A 13,618-nucleotide genomic window follows, 5' to 3' on the forward strand; every position below is an offset into this window, starting at 1 on the left:
CAACTGAGCGGGAACGGGAGAGGGGGCGGTAGGGCGAGTGGGTCCGAGGCGGCTGACGAACGTGAGCAACCATTCACGGTAACGCCAGAACACCAGGGCCAGGCCGCCAATCACAAGGCTCCAGAGCAGTATTTCCAAGGTTTTGGCGACGTATTTGAAGGTGTCGCTGTTAAGGTTGTCGAGCAGTGCCTGGAGCCAGCCGGGTAATTTGCCGTCGCCCTTGGCCTTGTTTTCAACCGGCGCTTTTTCTTCGCCAAACCGATAGCGTGTGACGGTTTCCGGGTTCTTGAAAGGTGGCTTTTCCAGCAATGCCTGGATGGATTGGCTGGCGGCCTGGGTACTGAGTGGCTTATGGGCTGTGGTTTCATCTGCCATGGTCGGTGGGCTGATTTGTAGCAGTGCCAGGCCAACGACCAGCAACAGCAGCGGTGCAACGTTGTTCAGGCGCTGGCGCAGGCGACGGAATACCAGTTCCAGGTCCCAGGCCTCCAGCACCGTGCGGCGGTTGAGGTACAGGCTGAAGCCACAGGCGACGTAGATGGGTTCCCAGAACACCAGGACCAGGGCATAGAAGGCATTGCTCAGGTGCTCAAGCCAAAGCACGTCCGAGCCTGATGCCAATACCAGTCGTTGCCAGTCCCAGTCCAGTTCAACCTGTTGCGGGATGAAGAGATAGAACAGGGCCATGCCGCCAAACCACAGGCCGATTTCCAGGTGAACGCCGATCGTCGTCAGCCAGCGTGCGGCGCCAGCGTTACGTTGCAGCAACACCCCAAGGCGTCGTTGACGTGCGTCACCGTCCAGGCCTTCCAGTTGGCTGACGGGCAGGGTGAAGCTGCGACTCATGCTCAGCCGCCGCCAGGTCAGGCTGGCGAACAGTTGCCCTTTGAGCAACTGCGGCCAATGGCGAACGGCCTGTTTGAGGCTGGGGGGCTCAGCAAACAGGGCCTGGGAAAGAATGTACAGCGGCAAGCGGTCGAAGGCCGGCTTGAGCCACCAGAACAGGAACATGACCAGAGACGGGTAACTCCAAAGCAGCACCGTCAACAGGCTGAATATCGGAAGGCTCACCAGCGCCCAACTGCTCATCAGCAAGAAACGGCGTTCCCGGGCCATCAGCACACCCAAGTCCATGGCTTCCCAGGAAGTGCGCGGGCGAATGACTACGCTGGCGTCAGTCAGGCGCATGGCGACTCCGCCCGGCCAGGGTCAGGTAAGCGGCCACCAGCAGCCAGAGGGCGGCGCCTACCGCGTACTTGATCCAGGGCTCAATGCGAGTGGTTGAGGACCAGTAGGCTTCGATAAAGGCGGCGATCAACAGGAACACCATGACACCACAGAGCATCCTTACGCTTTTGCGCGCGGCCAGGCGCAGGGCTTCGCTGCGCGCCAAGCGCCCGGGGGCGACCAGTGACCAGCCCAGTTGCAAGCCTGCGGCACCGGCCAGTGTGATGGCGCTCAACTCGAATGCGCCGTGACCAATGACAAACGACCAGAAGGTCTGGCCATAGCCAATGTCGGTAAGGTGCCCGGAGACCGCACCTATGACCAAACCGTTGAAAATCAGGAAGAACACACTGCCCAGGCCAAACAACAGGCCGGCGGCGAAGGTCTGGAAGGCGATGCCGATGTTGTGCATCACGTAATAGCCAAACATCATCCAGTCTTCGCTGGCGGCACGCTCGGCAGCGCGGCCCAGGCGGCTGGCATCGGGGTTGTACATGCCCTGCATCTCGGCCACCTGCTGGGAGCTGATGATGCTGTAGACCAGGTCGGGGAACAGGTACACCAGCAGGGCTATCCCCACCAGGCTGCCAAAGAACAGCAGGCCGGCGATCAGCACGAAGCGCCATTGTTCGCGTACCAGGCGCGGGAAGTCGGCGAGAAGAAACGCCAGTATGTTTGCCGTCAGTTGGCTGCGATGGCGATACAGTTGTTGATGGCCGCGCAATGCCAGCTGTTGCAACGGATCGACCAGGTAACTGCTGTAGCCGCGCTGCTGAGCCAGGGCCAGATGTTGGCACAGGCGTCGATATTGATGCGGGAAGTCGGCGACATCGGCGGCCTTGGCTTTACCTTGCTCCAGTTGCTTCAACTGCTCGGCGAAGGTTTGCCATTGATGCTGGTGGCGGCTTTCAAAAAGGCTTTGCTTCATGTCGGCCCCAACAAACCACGGGCTACACCGTTGAGTTGCTCCACGGCACGCGGTGCAGGCACCTGCAGGGGCCCTGCGAGGATGGCGGCCAGTTCATGCACCCGTTCGGCCGAGAGTTCCGCCTGGCGTTCGGCGAAACCGAGGATGGCCCGCTGTTCGCTCAGCTCCAGTGCGAAGGGTAGGCGCAGGGCGGGTGCTTGAGGGATGCTCGGGCGTACCAGCGGCAGATCGCGGTAGACCACCAGCGTGCCTGCCGCCAGGTCGCCGAGCCGCTTGAAGTGCGGATGCTGCAGGCAACTGATCGCGCCGAGGAAATAACCGAAGGGCAGCATGTCGACAAAACGCAGCAGGTTGCGGATCAATGATGCCGACCAGCCAATGGGCGTGCCGTCATCCTGTACCACGCGCAGGCCCATGACCTGCTTGCCCGGCGAGCAGCCGTGGTTGAGCACTTCGAACAACACCATGTACCACCAGCTCACCACGAACAGCAGCAGCGAACCCAGCCCGATCCCCACATTGCCGAGCAGCGCCAGCGGCACTAGCAGGATCCCCATGATGATCCCTCGCGCGCCCAGGTCGAATGCAAAGGCCAATGCCCGAGAGGGCAGGCCAGCAGGACGCAGGGGCAGGTCGATGCCCTCCGGCGTTTCTATCTGATAGTGGGTATCCAAAGGCGTTGATGGCATTGCGATCCTTGGCAGTGCGAGGCGACTTGAGAGACACGGATGCTAGCAGTGTCAACGGTGGAAGCAACCATTCGAGGGTTTTCTGGATATTTATACAGTCAGGTATCGCTGGCTCCCAACGCCTTGCAGCGCCTAGACTTTGTCGATCTTCAGCACAGGAATAGCCCGTGACCTCGATTTTCTGGTACGACTATGAAACCACTGGCATCAACCCGCGCAATGATCGCCCGCTCCAGGTAGCCGGGATCCGCACCGACCTTGAGCTCAATGAGATCGGTGCGCCGATCAATCTTTATTGCCAGCCCAGCGACGATATCCTGCCTCACCCGGCAGCGTGCGCGATCACGGGCATCACGCCGGGTGTCCTCGCCGAGAAGGGCCTTGCCGAAGCCGATTTCATGACTCGGGTGCACGCCGAACTGGCCGCGCCAGGTACCTGCGGCGCCGGCTACAACACCCTGCGATTCGACGATGAAATGACGCGCTACAGTCTGTACCGCAATTTTTTCGACCCGTATGCGCGCGAGTGGCAGGGCGGCAACAGCCGGTGGGACTTGATCGATGTGATGCGCACTGCCTACGCCCTGCGGCCGGAGGGGATCAACTGGCCCGAGCAGGACGGGCGTGTGACCCTCAAGCTCGAACGCTTGACCGAGGCCAACGGCATCGACCATGGCCAGGCCCATGATGCGTTGTCGGATGTGCGTGCAACCATCGCCCTGGCGCGGTTGGTCCGGGAGAAACAACCGAAGTTGTATGAATGGTTGTTTCAATTGCGCAGCAAGCAGCGGGTCATGGATCAGGTGCGGTTGCTGCAACCGATGGTGCATATCTCGGGGCGTTTTTCCGCCGAGCGCCATTATCTGGGCGTGGTCTTGCCCCTGGCCTGGCACCCGCGCAATCGCAATGCCTTGATCGTCTGTGACCTGGGGCTCGATCCACAAGGGCTGTTGGACCTGGATGCGACGACGCTGCGTCAGCGTCTTTACACGCGCCGCGATGAGCTAGCCGAAGGTGAACTGCCGGTTCCGCTCAAGTTGCTGCATATCAACCGCTGCCCGGTGGTTGCGCCGTTGAAGGTGCTGCGCCCTCAAGACCTCGAGCGCCTTCAATTGGATAAGGAAGCTTGCCTCGCGCGGGCGCTGCGGCTAACTGACGCACAGGAAGTTTGGCGGGACAAGTTAGCGGCCATTTATGCCGAGGAAGACTTTGCGTCAAACTCGGACCCGGAGCAGCAGCTCTACGAGGGTTTTATTGGTGACCGTGACCGCCGTTTATGTGAGCAAGTTCGCATGGCAGAGCCCGCGCAATTAGCCCGTCAGCAGTGGCCGTTCGATGATCATCGTTTGCCGGAATTATTATTTCGCTACCGGGCGCGTAACTTTCCTGAAACCTTGAACAATGAGGAGCAACAACGCTGGAAACTTTTCTGTCAGCAACGTTTGTCGGATGCACAGTGGGGGGCGCCGAATACCCTCTTGGCATTTAAGCAGGCGCGTGAGGAGTTGGCGGTTAGTGCTACATCGTTTCAGTGCCAGGTACTGGCGCAATGGCAGGACTATGTGGATTCCTTAGCGGCGCGCCTGAATCTGTAGGCGCATAACTACAGAATATTCAGACAATAAAAAACGCCAGCAAGCTGGCGTTTTTCATGTGTGACGTATCGGGTGAACGTCCGACCGGGCTTAGCCCAGCAGGGTTGCCCAACCTTCAACTACGTCACCGCCCCACTTGGCTTTCCACTCTTTCAGAGTTTTGTGGTTGCCACCTTTGGTTTCAATTACTTCGCCGTTGTGCGGGTTTTTGTACTGCTTGACCTTGCGAGCACGCTTGGTGCCGGTAGTTTTCACAGCGCCACGCGGTGCTTTAACTTTCGACTCTGGATCCAGCAGCGCGATGATGTCACGCAGGGATTTGGAGTATTCACCCATCAGGGTGCGCAATTTTCCTTCGAATTCCAGCTCGGTTTTCAGCTTGTCGTCTTCGGACAGGTTCTTCAAACGGGCTTGCAGCTCTTTGATAGCTTCTTCGGTGGCGCGGTATTCGTTGATCAGTGACATGTGGACTACCTTATGTAGAACGCTGATTGACAGGGTGAGTGGCCTAATAATAGTCAGGCAATTTCATCAAGTAAACATTTAAGACGGTATTTAGGCGAATGACATTGAATGTGTGGGAGAAAACCTGGCCGATGAGTTAATTAGTGAGCGTTATGCGCAAAAGATAATCACCTTAATTTTTTGCTACTGGCCTGAGCATGCCGTTGTATCGTCATATAGCGCTGGTAAAACCTTACACGATTAAGGGGTGTTACCACGGCCATGCCTCAAGATAAGGTGCAAGGGAATACTGCAGTTTTTCTGCGTAATCGCTAGAATAGCGGCCTTTGTGAAGTTCTGGAGTTTCCCCCTAATGCGCACTTTTCGGCTGGTGATTGCTTGCCCGGACCGGGTTGGCATCGTTGCCAAGGTCAGTAACTTTCTGGCTTCCCATAATGGCTGGATCACCGAGGCGAGCCATCACTCGGACGATCTCAGTGGTTGGTTTTTCATGCGTCACGAAATCCGTGCCGATACGTTGCCCTTTGGCCTGGAAGCCTTCCGCGAGGCGTTTGCGCCGATTGCCGAAGAGTTTTCGATGACCTGGCACATCACCGATACAGAGCAGAAGAAACGCGTGGTGCTGATGGCCAGCCGCGAATCCCACTGCCTGGCAGACCTGCTGCACCGCTGGCACAGCGACGAACTCGATTGCGAGATTGCCTGCGTGATCTCCAACCATGACGACCTGCGCAGCATGGTCGAATGGCATGGCATCCCTTATTACCATGTGCCGGTCAACCCACAGGACAAGGAGCCGGCATTCGCCGAAGTGTCGCGCCTGGTCAAGCAGCATGACGCGGATGTAGTGGTGCTGGCGCGCTACATGCAAATCCTGCCACCGGAGTTGTGCCGCGAATACGCTGGCAAGGTGATCAACATCCACCACAGCTTCTTGCCGTCCTTTGTTGGTGCCAAGCCTTATCACCAGGCTTCCCTGCGTGGAGTGAAGCTGATTGGTGCAACCTGCCACTACGTGACCGAAGAGCTGGACGCCGGCCCGATCATCGAGCAGGACGTGGTGCGCGTCAGCCACAGCGACAGTATTGAAGACATGGTGCGGTTCGGCCGTGATGTCGAAAAGATGGTGTTGGCCCGTGGCTTGCGCTACCACCTGGAAGATCGCGTGTTGGTGCACGGCAACAAGACCGTGGTCTTCTGACCCAGCGGTTTTGATTGAAAGACACCGGGGCCTGGAGGTAAAACTCTCCAGGCCCTTTTTTATTTCTGTTTCAGGAGATTCCCATGAGCGACCCGCTCGATAAAGCCACCTCACGGGCGCCTGCTACCTTGGGCGAGGGCTGTTTGAGTCGTTACGACCCGGACGCGCTGGATGCCGAGGATGGTACTGATTTTCCAGGCGCGGCGCGTTTATGGGAACAGACACAGGCGCAGGATGAGCAGCCTGCCGCCCCTGAAAAAGACGCTTGAGCAGCGGTTTGCCGACCATCAATAGAAACACTGGCGCACCGGCCAGCAAATAGAAGTAGTAGGTCACCGCGCGCCAGATCAGAATCGCCGCAGCCGCTGTGGATGTGCCCACCATGGGCGCCAGCAGTGCCGCTGACGTCAACTCCGCAGCGCCGGCCCCGCCTGGCGCCAGGCTGAACTGCCCGGCAGTCAGGGATAACATCTGGATCAGAAAGCTCCAGGCCCACTGCACCTCGCCCCCCAACCCGCGCAGCGCCAGGTACAGCACGCTGTAACGCAGCAGCCAATGCAGACTGGTCAGCGCAAAGACCCCAAGCAAGGTGCTCCGGGGTAGTTTCAGGGTGGCGCTGAACGCCGCAAGAAAACGCAGCAACCGGCGTGCCCAGCGTCGGCGGGTGGTAGCACTGACCTTCATGGCCTTGAGTGCCAAACCCGCCAGGCGAATCAGCCGTCGGTGAAAATGCACCACGGCCCAGCCACTGATTACCCCACCCACCATCGACACGGCGCTGAGCCCCAGCAACCACTCCAGACGCGGGCTGAGGCTATGGAACAGCGCATATAGCAAGATCCCCACCAGTGCGCAGAGAAAAAACACTAGGTCGCTCAACTGGTCCATGGCAAACACCGCGCTGCCTTGGGCGGGGCGGATGCCATTGCGTGCCAGCAGGGCCATCAGGGTCAACGGCCCGCCGCTGCCGCCGGGTGTTGCACACATGGCGAACTCGGTGGATATCACCACGCCAAGGCTTTTAAGCGGGCCTAACTCGCCGCGATGCTCGCCAAGCAGTAGGCGGATACGCAGACTGTTGATCAGCCAGCAGCCAATGATCATGGCGAACATCCCCAGTAACTGGGGCAACGGAAACTGGCGCAGGCGCGCAATGCTTTCGCCGCCGCCCAGCCACAATGGGATCACCAGCGCCACCAAGAGCGCCAACACTAACCAGATCAGTCGGCCCATGGCTGCGTCGCCAGCCAGGCGGCCTTGGTTTGGGGGACGCGCCCCGTGTTGAGCAGGCGTTGCAGGGTGTCTAGCCAATAATCGCGGGAAAACCTGTGGCGCATGTCCACCGGGTGCAAACCCAGTCGGATCAGCGGGGCCTCCTGCCACCGCTGTTCACGGCGATCACTGAGGATTTTGGACAATCCCCGGCGCCAGGCACTGCGGGCGCTCCACACCAGGCCGGGGGCGTTGATAGGCGTGAAGTCCGGCAGGCGATAAAGATGTTGTGGGTCGCTGGTGTAGCTCAGCGGCAACTGGCGCAATGCCTGCCGGGTGCCGTCGCTCATCAACCAGGCGGGCGCAACAAAGCCATGCAGAGGCCAGCCATTGCGCTCAAATACCTCAATGCCGGCGGTCAACCGCCGCAACGCCTCGGCTTCGGACAGCTGGTAAAACTCGCCTTCGTGGGTATAGATGCGTCGCATAAACCATTCTTTTGGCGTACGCGGCCGAGGTTGGTCGTCGCAATGGTAGTAACCGTGCAAGGTGAGCTCATCGCCCTTGGCGACACGGCTGTCGAGCAGGCGCCGAAAATCGCGGTGGGCGGCCAAGTCGTCATGGTGATGGAAGTCTGGCACCACCAGCCAAGTGATGGGCACGTGGCCCAGTGCATCGACGGCCTCGACGAACGGCCGGTAGTCGGCCCAGGTGTGCGGAGCCACGTCGTGCAGTACCAGCATCAGCGCACGCTCAGCCATGGGCGAGCATCGGTTCATGGCTGCCCAGCACGGCGCAGTAATGCCCCAGCAGGCTGTCGACTACCGTGTCCCACGCATAATGCTGCTCGACATGGCGCCGAGCCTGAGCACCCAGGCGTCGGCTGTCGGTACTGAACAGCTCGCGCACCGCCTCGGCCATGGCCTTGGGGTTGTTTGGCGCGCACAGCAGGCCACAACGCTCGTCGACAATCTCGGTAAAGGCCCCGGCCGCCACGGCGACCACTGGAATACCGCAGGCCATGGCTTCCAGGATCACCAGGCCGAAGGTCTCCTGGTCGCCACCATGCAGTAAGGCGTCGGCGCAGGCCATCAGCCGAGCGACATGTTGGGCGGGCCGGAATCCGTCAATCACGGTGACATTGTCTGGCACGCTGGCCGGCATGCCGGAGCCTACCAGCAGCAAGTGGTAGCTTTCCCCCAGGCGTTTCATGCAGTTGAGCAGCACCGGCAGGTTTTTCTCCTTGGAGCCGCGCCCGGCGAAGATCAGTAGCCGAGTGTCTTCGCCAATCCCCAGTTCGGCGCGCAGGCCGGGGTCACGTACCTCAGGGGTGAAGGTTTGCAGGTCTACGCCCAGGGGTTGCACGAAGACATTTCTGACGCCAAGCCCGGTGAGCTTGTCGGCCATTACCTGGCTGGGGGCGAGCACTCGGTCAAAATTCCCATAGAGTTTGCGCACATAGGCTTCAACATTGGGGGTAAACCAAGGCCCCATGCGGTTGCTCACCAGCAGTGGCAGGTCGGAGTGGTAAAAGCCGATGACCGGCACATCCAATTGGCGTCGGGCATCCAGCGCGGCCCAGGCGGTCAGGTAAGGGTCGCCAACTTCGATCAGGTCGGGCTGTAAATCGTGCAGGACATTTCGCCAAGGCGCCAAACGAAGGGGGAAGCGATAGCCTTTGCCGAAGGGCAGGGCGGGCGCCGGTACTTTGAAGATGCCGTCCTGCTCGCTCAAGTGTGCGCCAGGAATCAACAGGCTATGGCGAATGCCCGGCTTGAGCGCCAGACGCCGGTGCTTGGCGTCAAGGTAAGTGCGTACGCCACCGCTGGCCGGGGCGTAGAACATGGTTATGTCAGCGATATGCACGATGAACATCCCTCCGATCCATTGCTCTCCCTAGATGGACCTGAGGTAAGGATAGATGTTCGGTTTAGATTCGCAGCATGACGGTGGCGGGAGTGGACAAACGCACGCTGTAGGAGCGAGCTTGCTCGCGAAAAACTCACAGACTCCGCGTTTCTTCAGGCAGCCCGCGTTATCGTTGACGTTTTTCGCGAGCAAGCTCGCTCCTACAGGTGGATTAAGGTGGGGGGCACCTCAGATCCGGAAGCTGCCCACCAATTGCTTCAAGCGCGAGGCCTGTTGTTCCAGGTCCGAGCAGGCGCGCAGGGTCGATTGCAGGTTTTCCACCCCTTCCTGGTTGAGGGTGTTGATCTCGGTGATGTCCATATTGATCGACTCCACCACCGAGGTCTGTTCTTCCGTTGCGGTGGCGACCGACTGGTTCATGCCGTCGATCTCGCCAATACGCTGGGTCACGCTGTTCAGGCGCTCGCCGGCCAGGTTGGCGATTTCCACGCTGTCCAGGCTGTGGCGTTGGCTTTCGCTCATGGTAGTCACCGAGTCCCGGGCACCCACCTGTAGCTCTTCGATCATCGTCTGCACCTGTTGCGCCGACTCCTGAGTGCGATGAGCGAGGTTGCGCACTTCATCGGCCACGACCGCAAATCCACGCCCGGCTTCCCCCGCGCGCGCCGCTTCGATCGCCGCATTGAGCGCCAGCAGATTGGTTTGCTGGGAAATGCTGGTGATCACCTCAAGAATCTGGCCGATATTCACCGTTTTGCTGTTAAGTGCTTCAATATTGGTGCTTGAGGTGCTGATCATGCTGGATAACTGCGTCATCGCCTTGATATTGCGTTCAACCACCTGCTGGCCGTCTTCGGCCAAGTGTCTGGCATCGCTGGCCTGACTGGAGGCTTGGGCGGCGTTGCGTGCGATCTCCTGGGCTGCGGCCCCCAGTTGATTGATGGCGGCAGCGACGCTGTTGGTGCGGTTGGCCTGTTCGTCAGAGTTGACCATCGACGAGTTGGAGGCGCTGACCACCCGCAGGGCCACTTCATTGACGTGCTCGGTGGCTGAAGACACTTCGCGAATCGAGGTATGAATGCGCTCGACGAAGCGGTTGAAAGCATTGCCCAGGGTGCCGAATTCATCATTGTTCTGGATGGTCAGGCGGCGGGTCAGGTCGCCTTCACCGTCGGCAATGTCTTGCATGGCGCGGGTCATCAGGTGCAAAGGTTGCAGCAAGACGCGGATCAGCATGCCGAGCAGGGCGATGATGATCACCACCGCGATGATCGTGGCGATCACCGCCGAGGTGCGGAACTCACTGAGCATGGCGAAAGACTTGTCCTTGTCCACCGAAACGCCCAGGTACCAGTTCACCGATGGCAGGCCCTTGATCGGTGTGAACGTCACGATATTGGTCTTGCCATTGGCTTGCACTTCGCTGAAGTCGCCGCTGATCTTCGGCGTGTCTTTTGGATAAACGTCCGACAGGGTCTTCATCACCAAGGCTTTATCGGGGTGCACCAGCACTTTGCCGTCGGCGCTGACCAGGAACGCATAGCCCATGCCGCCAAAATCCAGCGCGCCGATGTTGTCCACCAGGGTCTGCAGGCTCAGGTCGCCGCCGACTACGCCGATGCTCTGGCCGCCCTTGGTACTGGGCGTGGCAACGGAGATGATCAGTTGCCCGGTCGCCGCGTCGATATAGGGTTCGGTCAGGGTCGAGCCATTACTGGCCTGGGCGCCCTTGTACCAGGGGCGAACACGCGGGTCGAAGCCGTCGGGCATCTTGGTGTCAGGGCGGATGGTGAACGTGCCCTGGCTGTCACCGACGTAGGTCGCCATGAATGACGAAGTCAGCGCTTTCTGCTCCAGCAGGCTGGCGACGACGGTTTTTTCAGGGTTGATGGCGATGTTCTGTGCGGCGTTTTCCACCAGGGCGATACGTCCGGTGAGCCAGGTCTGGATGTTGCTGGCGGTAACGTCGCCCATCTCGTGCAGGTAGTTGTTGAGGTCGTCGCGAATCGCGTTGCGCTGCAGATAGTCGTTGTAGAGGGTAAACAACGCAAAGGCGGCGATGACGATAAGGGAGGCTGCAAGCAGGATCTTGTGGCTGAAGCGCAGATTTTTGTTCATGGCTTGAAGGGTCCGCTAAGGTCTTAATATCCGAGGCGCATCCAATGCGGGAGGCGCGAAATGGCAGCGTTAAAAAAGGTGTGGTATTTCTGGTGATAGCTCCGTTGGTCCGTATCGGAATTATCTGACCGTTTTTTAGTCTTTGTCGGGCTTACATCCGTCTATATCGACCTCGCGGCACTAAAGATTAACCATAGGTGACGAAATGCCTGACTCCACACAACTGCTTATCGGTGCAGGCCCTGACGGCCAGCCCATCGCCCAGTCCATGCGCCTGGCCAACCGTCATGGGTTGATCGCCGGCGCCACCGGCACCGGCAAGACCGTCACCTTGCAGCGCCTGGCGGAAGCCTTCAGTGATGCGGGCGTGGCGGTGTTCGCTGCCGACATCAAAGGCGACCTCTGCGGCCTGGGCGCCGCCGCCAACCCCCAGGGCAAAGTGGCCGAGCGCATCGCCGGTATGCCCTTCCTTGATTACACGGCCCAGGCGTACCCGGTCACCCTGTGGGATATCCACGGCCAATCCGGTCATCCGTTGCGCACCACCATCAGTGAAATGGGCCCGCTCTTGCTCGGCAGCCTGTTGGAACTCACCGACAGCCAGCAGTCGGCGCTCTATGCGGCGTTCAAAGTGGCCGACCGCGAAGGCCTGTTGCTGCTGGACCTCAAGGACCTCAAGGCACTGCTCAATCACCTGCGCTATCACCCGGAACTGCTGGGCGAAGACGCCGCCTTGATGACCACCGGTTCCAGCCAGGCCTTGTTACGACGCCTGGCGGTGCTGGAGCAGCAGGGCGCCGAAGCCTTGTTTGGCGAGCCGGCCCTGCAACTGGAGGATATTTTGCAGCCCGCCAGTGATGGGCGTGGTCGCATCCACCTGCTGGACGCCAGCCGCCTGGTGCATGAAGCGCCGAAGGTCTACGCGACCTTCCTGTTATGGCTGCTGGCAGAGTTGTTCGAACAATTGCCGGAACGCGGCGATGCCGACAAACCGTTGCTGGCGTTGTTTTTCGATGAAGCGCACTTGTTGTTCGCCGATACGCCAAAAGCCTTGCAGGAGCGTCTGGAGCAAGTGGTGCGCCTGATCCGTTCCAAAGGGGTTGGCGTGTACTTCGTCACCCAGTCGCCGGGCGACCTGCCGGATACGGTACTGGCGCAACTGGGCCTGCGCATCCAGCACGGTTTGCGCGCATTCACCGCCAAAGAGCAGAAATCCCTGCGAGCGGTGGCGGACGGTTTTCGGCCCAACCCGACGTTCGATACTTTGTCGGTGCTTACAGAATTGGGCACCGGTGAGGCATTGGTGGGAACCTTGCAGGAAAAGGGCACGCCGGAAGTCGTCCAGCGCGTACTGGTTGCTCCCCCGCAATCGCGGATCGGGCCGCTCACCGAAGCCGAACGTAAAGCGTTGGTTGCCAGTTCGCCGCTGTTGGGGCGCTATGACAAACCAGTGGATCGTGAGTCTGCCTATGAGGTGCTGATGGCCCGCAAGGAGCTTGGGCCTGCCGAGCAGGCTGCTCCGGCCGCCGAAGAGCCGAGCTTCACCGACAAGGCGGGTGCATTCCTGGGGACCACGGCGGGCAAGGCGTTGAAATCAGCCATGCAGCAGGCCGCCAATCAGATGGGGCGCCAGTTGGTGCGGGGGTTGCTGGGTTCGTTGCTGGGCGGCAGCAAACGCAAATAGCGCTTCAGGCTTTGGGCCGGGCATGGGCGGCCAGCCGTTCCAGGGCAGCGCGCAACCCCGGGTCGTTGATCCCTTCAGCAGTGGCCTGAAGGGTTTCGGCGGCCGTTTCCGACAGGTCCATGGTATGCCCCACTGCGCCTTGCGGCACGGTGGGTGGCTGTACCTTGAACTGAATGCGCGTCAAATTGGCAAATTCGTCGAACGCCATCAACTGGCGCTGCAAGCGCTTCTGTTGGTAGCGCAAGCGGGTCGCCCAATGCCCATCGGTGACAATTAATAGCAGGTTGCCTTCACGCCAGGAGGCGACGTGACAATGTTCCCGGGCGGCCGGCTGCAGTTGGCGTTCCAGCAGGCGTTGCAGATGGCCCAAGCGTTGCGCCTGGCCGAAGATAGCTTTCAGCGGTTTGGCTTCGCGGAGCAACGCGCCGGGCGCGCGGGCTGTGAGAGGGCGAAATGCCATGTTTAGACACCTTAGGTAACAGAGCGGCTATCTTAGCAGAAAGCGCCTGTATGCCCTGAGGCTCTGCGTCGGCAGGGCTTTCTCCGTCAAATCAATAAGTAACTTCTGCGCCTGGTGGGTTGAAGTTCCAGCAAAAGCCCTTATTTTAAACATGCCCTCTCACTATGCCG

12 protein-coding genes and 1 pseudogene are annotated in these 13,618 nt (G+C 59.9%); 3 read left to right on the plus strand and 10 right to left on the minus strand.

Annotation, left to right across the window (positions count from 1 at the left end):
* The 3 genes from GIW79_RS19565 to GIW79_RS19575 form a co-directional block, all read right to left on the minus strand.
* Positions 1-1,188: DUF4129 domain-containing protein (locus tag GIW79_RS19565; protein ID WP_236477405.1), on the minus strand; the 1,188-nt coding region annotated here is incomplete at its 3' end.
* Complete coding sequence (locus tag GIW79_RS19570; RefSeq protein WP_057975099.1) at positions 1,175-2,155, minus strand: stage II sporulation protein M; 981 nt, start codon at positions 2,153-2,155, stop codon at positions 1,175-1,177. The genes GIW79_RS19570 and GIW79_RS19565, both read right to left, overlap by 14 nt.
* A complete protein-coding gene (locus GIW79_RS19575) occupies positions 2,152-2,844 on the minus strand; it encodes an RDD family protein (RefSeq protein ID WP_089042395.1) in 693 nt (230 codons plus the stop codon). Before GIW79_RS19575 ends, GIW79_RS19570 begins: the two co-directional genes overlap by 4 nt.
* Before the next feature lie 167 nt (positions 2,845-3,011).
* On the opposite strand from GIW79_RS19575, the gene sbcB reads away from it, so the two are divergent.
* Positions 3,012-4,439, plus strand: coding sequence for an exodeoxyribonuclease I (gene sbcB, locus GIW79_RS19580; RefSeq protein WP_054918405.1), 1,428 nt, complete (start codon positions 3,012-3,014; stop codon positions 4,437-4,439).
* A gap of 90 nt (positions 4,440-4,529) precedes the next feature.
* Here sbcB and mvaT read toward each other — a convergent pair whose 3' ends face one another.
* Positions 4,530-4,904 (minus strand): histone-like nucleoid-structuring protein MvaT, encoded by a 375-nt coding sequence (mvaT, locus tag GIW79_RS19585; protein WP_019821235.1) that lies wholly within the window; start codon positions 4,902-4,904, stop codon positions 4,530-4,532.
* 352 nt (positions 4,905-5,256) lie between these two features.
* On the opposite strand from mvaT, the gene purU reads away from it, so the two are divergent.
* Positions 5,257-6,105, plus strand: coding sequence for a formyltetrahydrofolate deformylase (gene purU / locus GIW79_RS19590; RefSeq protein WP_019821236.1), 849 nt, complete (start codon positions 5,257-5,259; stop codon positions 6,103-6,105).
* Between the two features lie 123 nt (positions 6,106-6,228).
* On the opposite strand, the gene GIW79_RS19600 is transcribed toward purU, so the two are convergent.
* The 5 genes and pseudogenes from GIW79_RS19600 to GIW79_RS29865 all read right to left on the minus strand — a co-directional run.
* Positions 6,229-7,338 (minus strand): lysylphosphatidylglycerol synthase transmembrane domain-containing protein, encoded by a 1,110-nt coding sequence (locus GIW79_RS19600; protein ID WP_054918407.1) that lies wholly within the window; start codon positions 7,336-7,338, stop codon positions 6,229-6,231.
* A complete protein-coding gene (locus GIW79_RS19605; protein WP_057975101.1) occupies positions 7,326-8,078 on the minus strand; it encodes a DUF2334 domain-containing protein in 753 nt (250 codons plus the stop codon). Before GIW79_RS19605 ends, GIW79_RS19600 begins: the two co-directional genes overlap by 13 nt.
* On the minus strand, positions 8,071-9,192 hold the full coding sequence (locus GIW79_RS19610) for a glycosyltransferase family 4 protein (protein WP_236452668.1): 1,122 nt from the start codon (positions 9,190-9,192) through the stop codon (positions 8,071-8,073). The genes GIW79_RS19605 and GIW79_RS19610 overlap by 8 nt, the downstream gene beginning before the upstream one ends.
* Positions 9,193-9,414: 222 nt before the next feature.
* Positions 9,415-10,179, minus strand: a complete 765-nt coding sequence (locus GIW79_RS29860) for a methyl-accepting chemotaxis protein (RefSeq protein WP_370694806.1) — start codon at positions 10,177-10,179, stop codon at positions 9,415-9,417.
* 93 nt (positions 10,180-10,272) lie between these two features.
* A pseudogene (locus GIW79_RS29865) lies at positions 10,273-11,304 on the minus strand (HAMP domain-containing protein); the annotation flags it as partial.
* 205 nt (positions 11,305-11,509) lie between these two features.
* Here GIW79_RS29865 and GIW79_RS19620 point away from each other — a divergent pair.
* Positions 11,510-12,988: a helicase HerA-like domain-containing protein gene (locus GIW79_RS19620; protein ID WP_054918416.1), complete on the plus strand. Its 1,479-nt coding sequence runs from the start codon at positions 11,510-11,512 to the stop codon at positions 12,986-12,988.
* A gap of 4 nt (positions 12,989-12,992) precedes the next feature.
* On the opposite strand, the gene GIW79_RS19625 is transcribed toward GIW79_RS19620, so the two are convergent.
* Positions 12,993-13,448: a DUF721 domain-containing protein gene (locus GIW79_RS19625; protein ID WP_236452665.1), complete on the minus strand. Its 456-nt coding sequence runs from the start codon at positions 13,446-13,448 to the stop codon at positions 12,993-12,995.
* Positions 13,449-13,618: the final 170 nt, after the last annotated feature.

Origin of the sequence: Pseudomonas sp. PA-7-1E (assembly GCF_021605325.1) — a bacterium.
Classification (GTDB): domain Bacteria; phylum Pseudomonadota; class Gammaproteobacteria; order Pseudomonadales; family Pseudomonadaceae; genus Aquipseudomonas; species Aquipseudomonas fluorescens_BV.

Excerpts from the sequence above, each read along its gene's own strand:
- purU (WP_019821236.1), top strand. The coding sequence starts at position 5,257 with ATGCGCACTTTTCGGCTGGTGATTGCTTGCCCGGACCGGGTTGGCATC.
- GIW79_RS19625 (WP_236452665.1), bottom strand. The coding sequence starts at position 13,448 with ATGGCATTTCGCCCTCTCACAGCCCGCGCGCCCGGCGCGTTGCTCCGC.
- GIW79_RS19610 (WP_236452668.1), bottom strand. The coding sequence starts at position 9,192 with ATGTTCATCGTGCATATCGCTGACATAACCATGTTCTACGCCCCGGCC.
- GIW79_RS29860 (WP_370694806.1), bottom strand. The coding sequence starts at position 10,179 with ATGGTCAACTCTGACGAACAGGCCAACCGCACCAACAGCGTCGCTGCC.
- GIW79_RS19575 (WP_089042395.1), bottom strand. The coding sequence starts at position 2,844 with ATGCCATCAACGCCTTTGGATACCCACTATCAGATAGAAACGCCGGAG.
- GIW79_RS19620 (WP_054918416.1), top strand. The coding sequence starts at position 11,510 with ATGCCTGACTCCACACAACTGCTTATCGGTGCAGGCCCTGACGGCCAG.
- GIW79_RS19600 (WP_054918407.1), bottom strand. The coding sequence starts at position 7,338 with ATGGGCCGACTGATCTGGTTAGTGTTGGCGCTCTTGGTGGCGCTGGTG.
- GIW79_RS19570 (WP_057975099.1), bottom strand. The coding sequence starts at position 2,155 with ATGAAGCAAAGCCTTTTTGAAAGCCGCCACCAGCATCAATGGCAAACC.
- GIW79_RS19605 (WP_057975101.1), bottom strand. The coding sequence starts at position 8,078 with ATGGCTGAGCGTGCGCTGATGCTGGTACTGCACGACGTGGCTCCGCAC.
- mvaT (WP_019821235.1), bottom strand. The coding sequence starts at position 4,904 with ATGTCACTGATCAACGAATACCGCGCCACCGAAGAAGCTATCAAAGAG.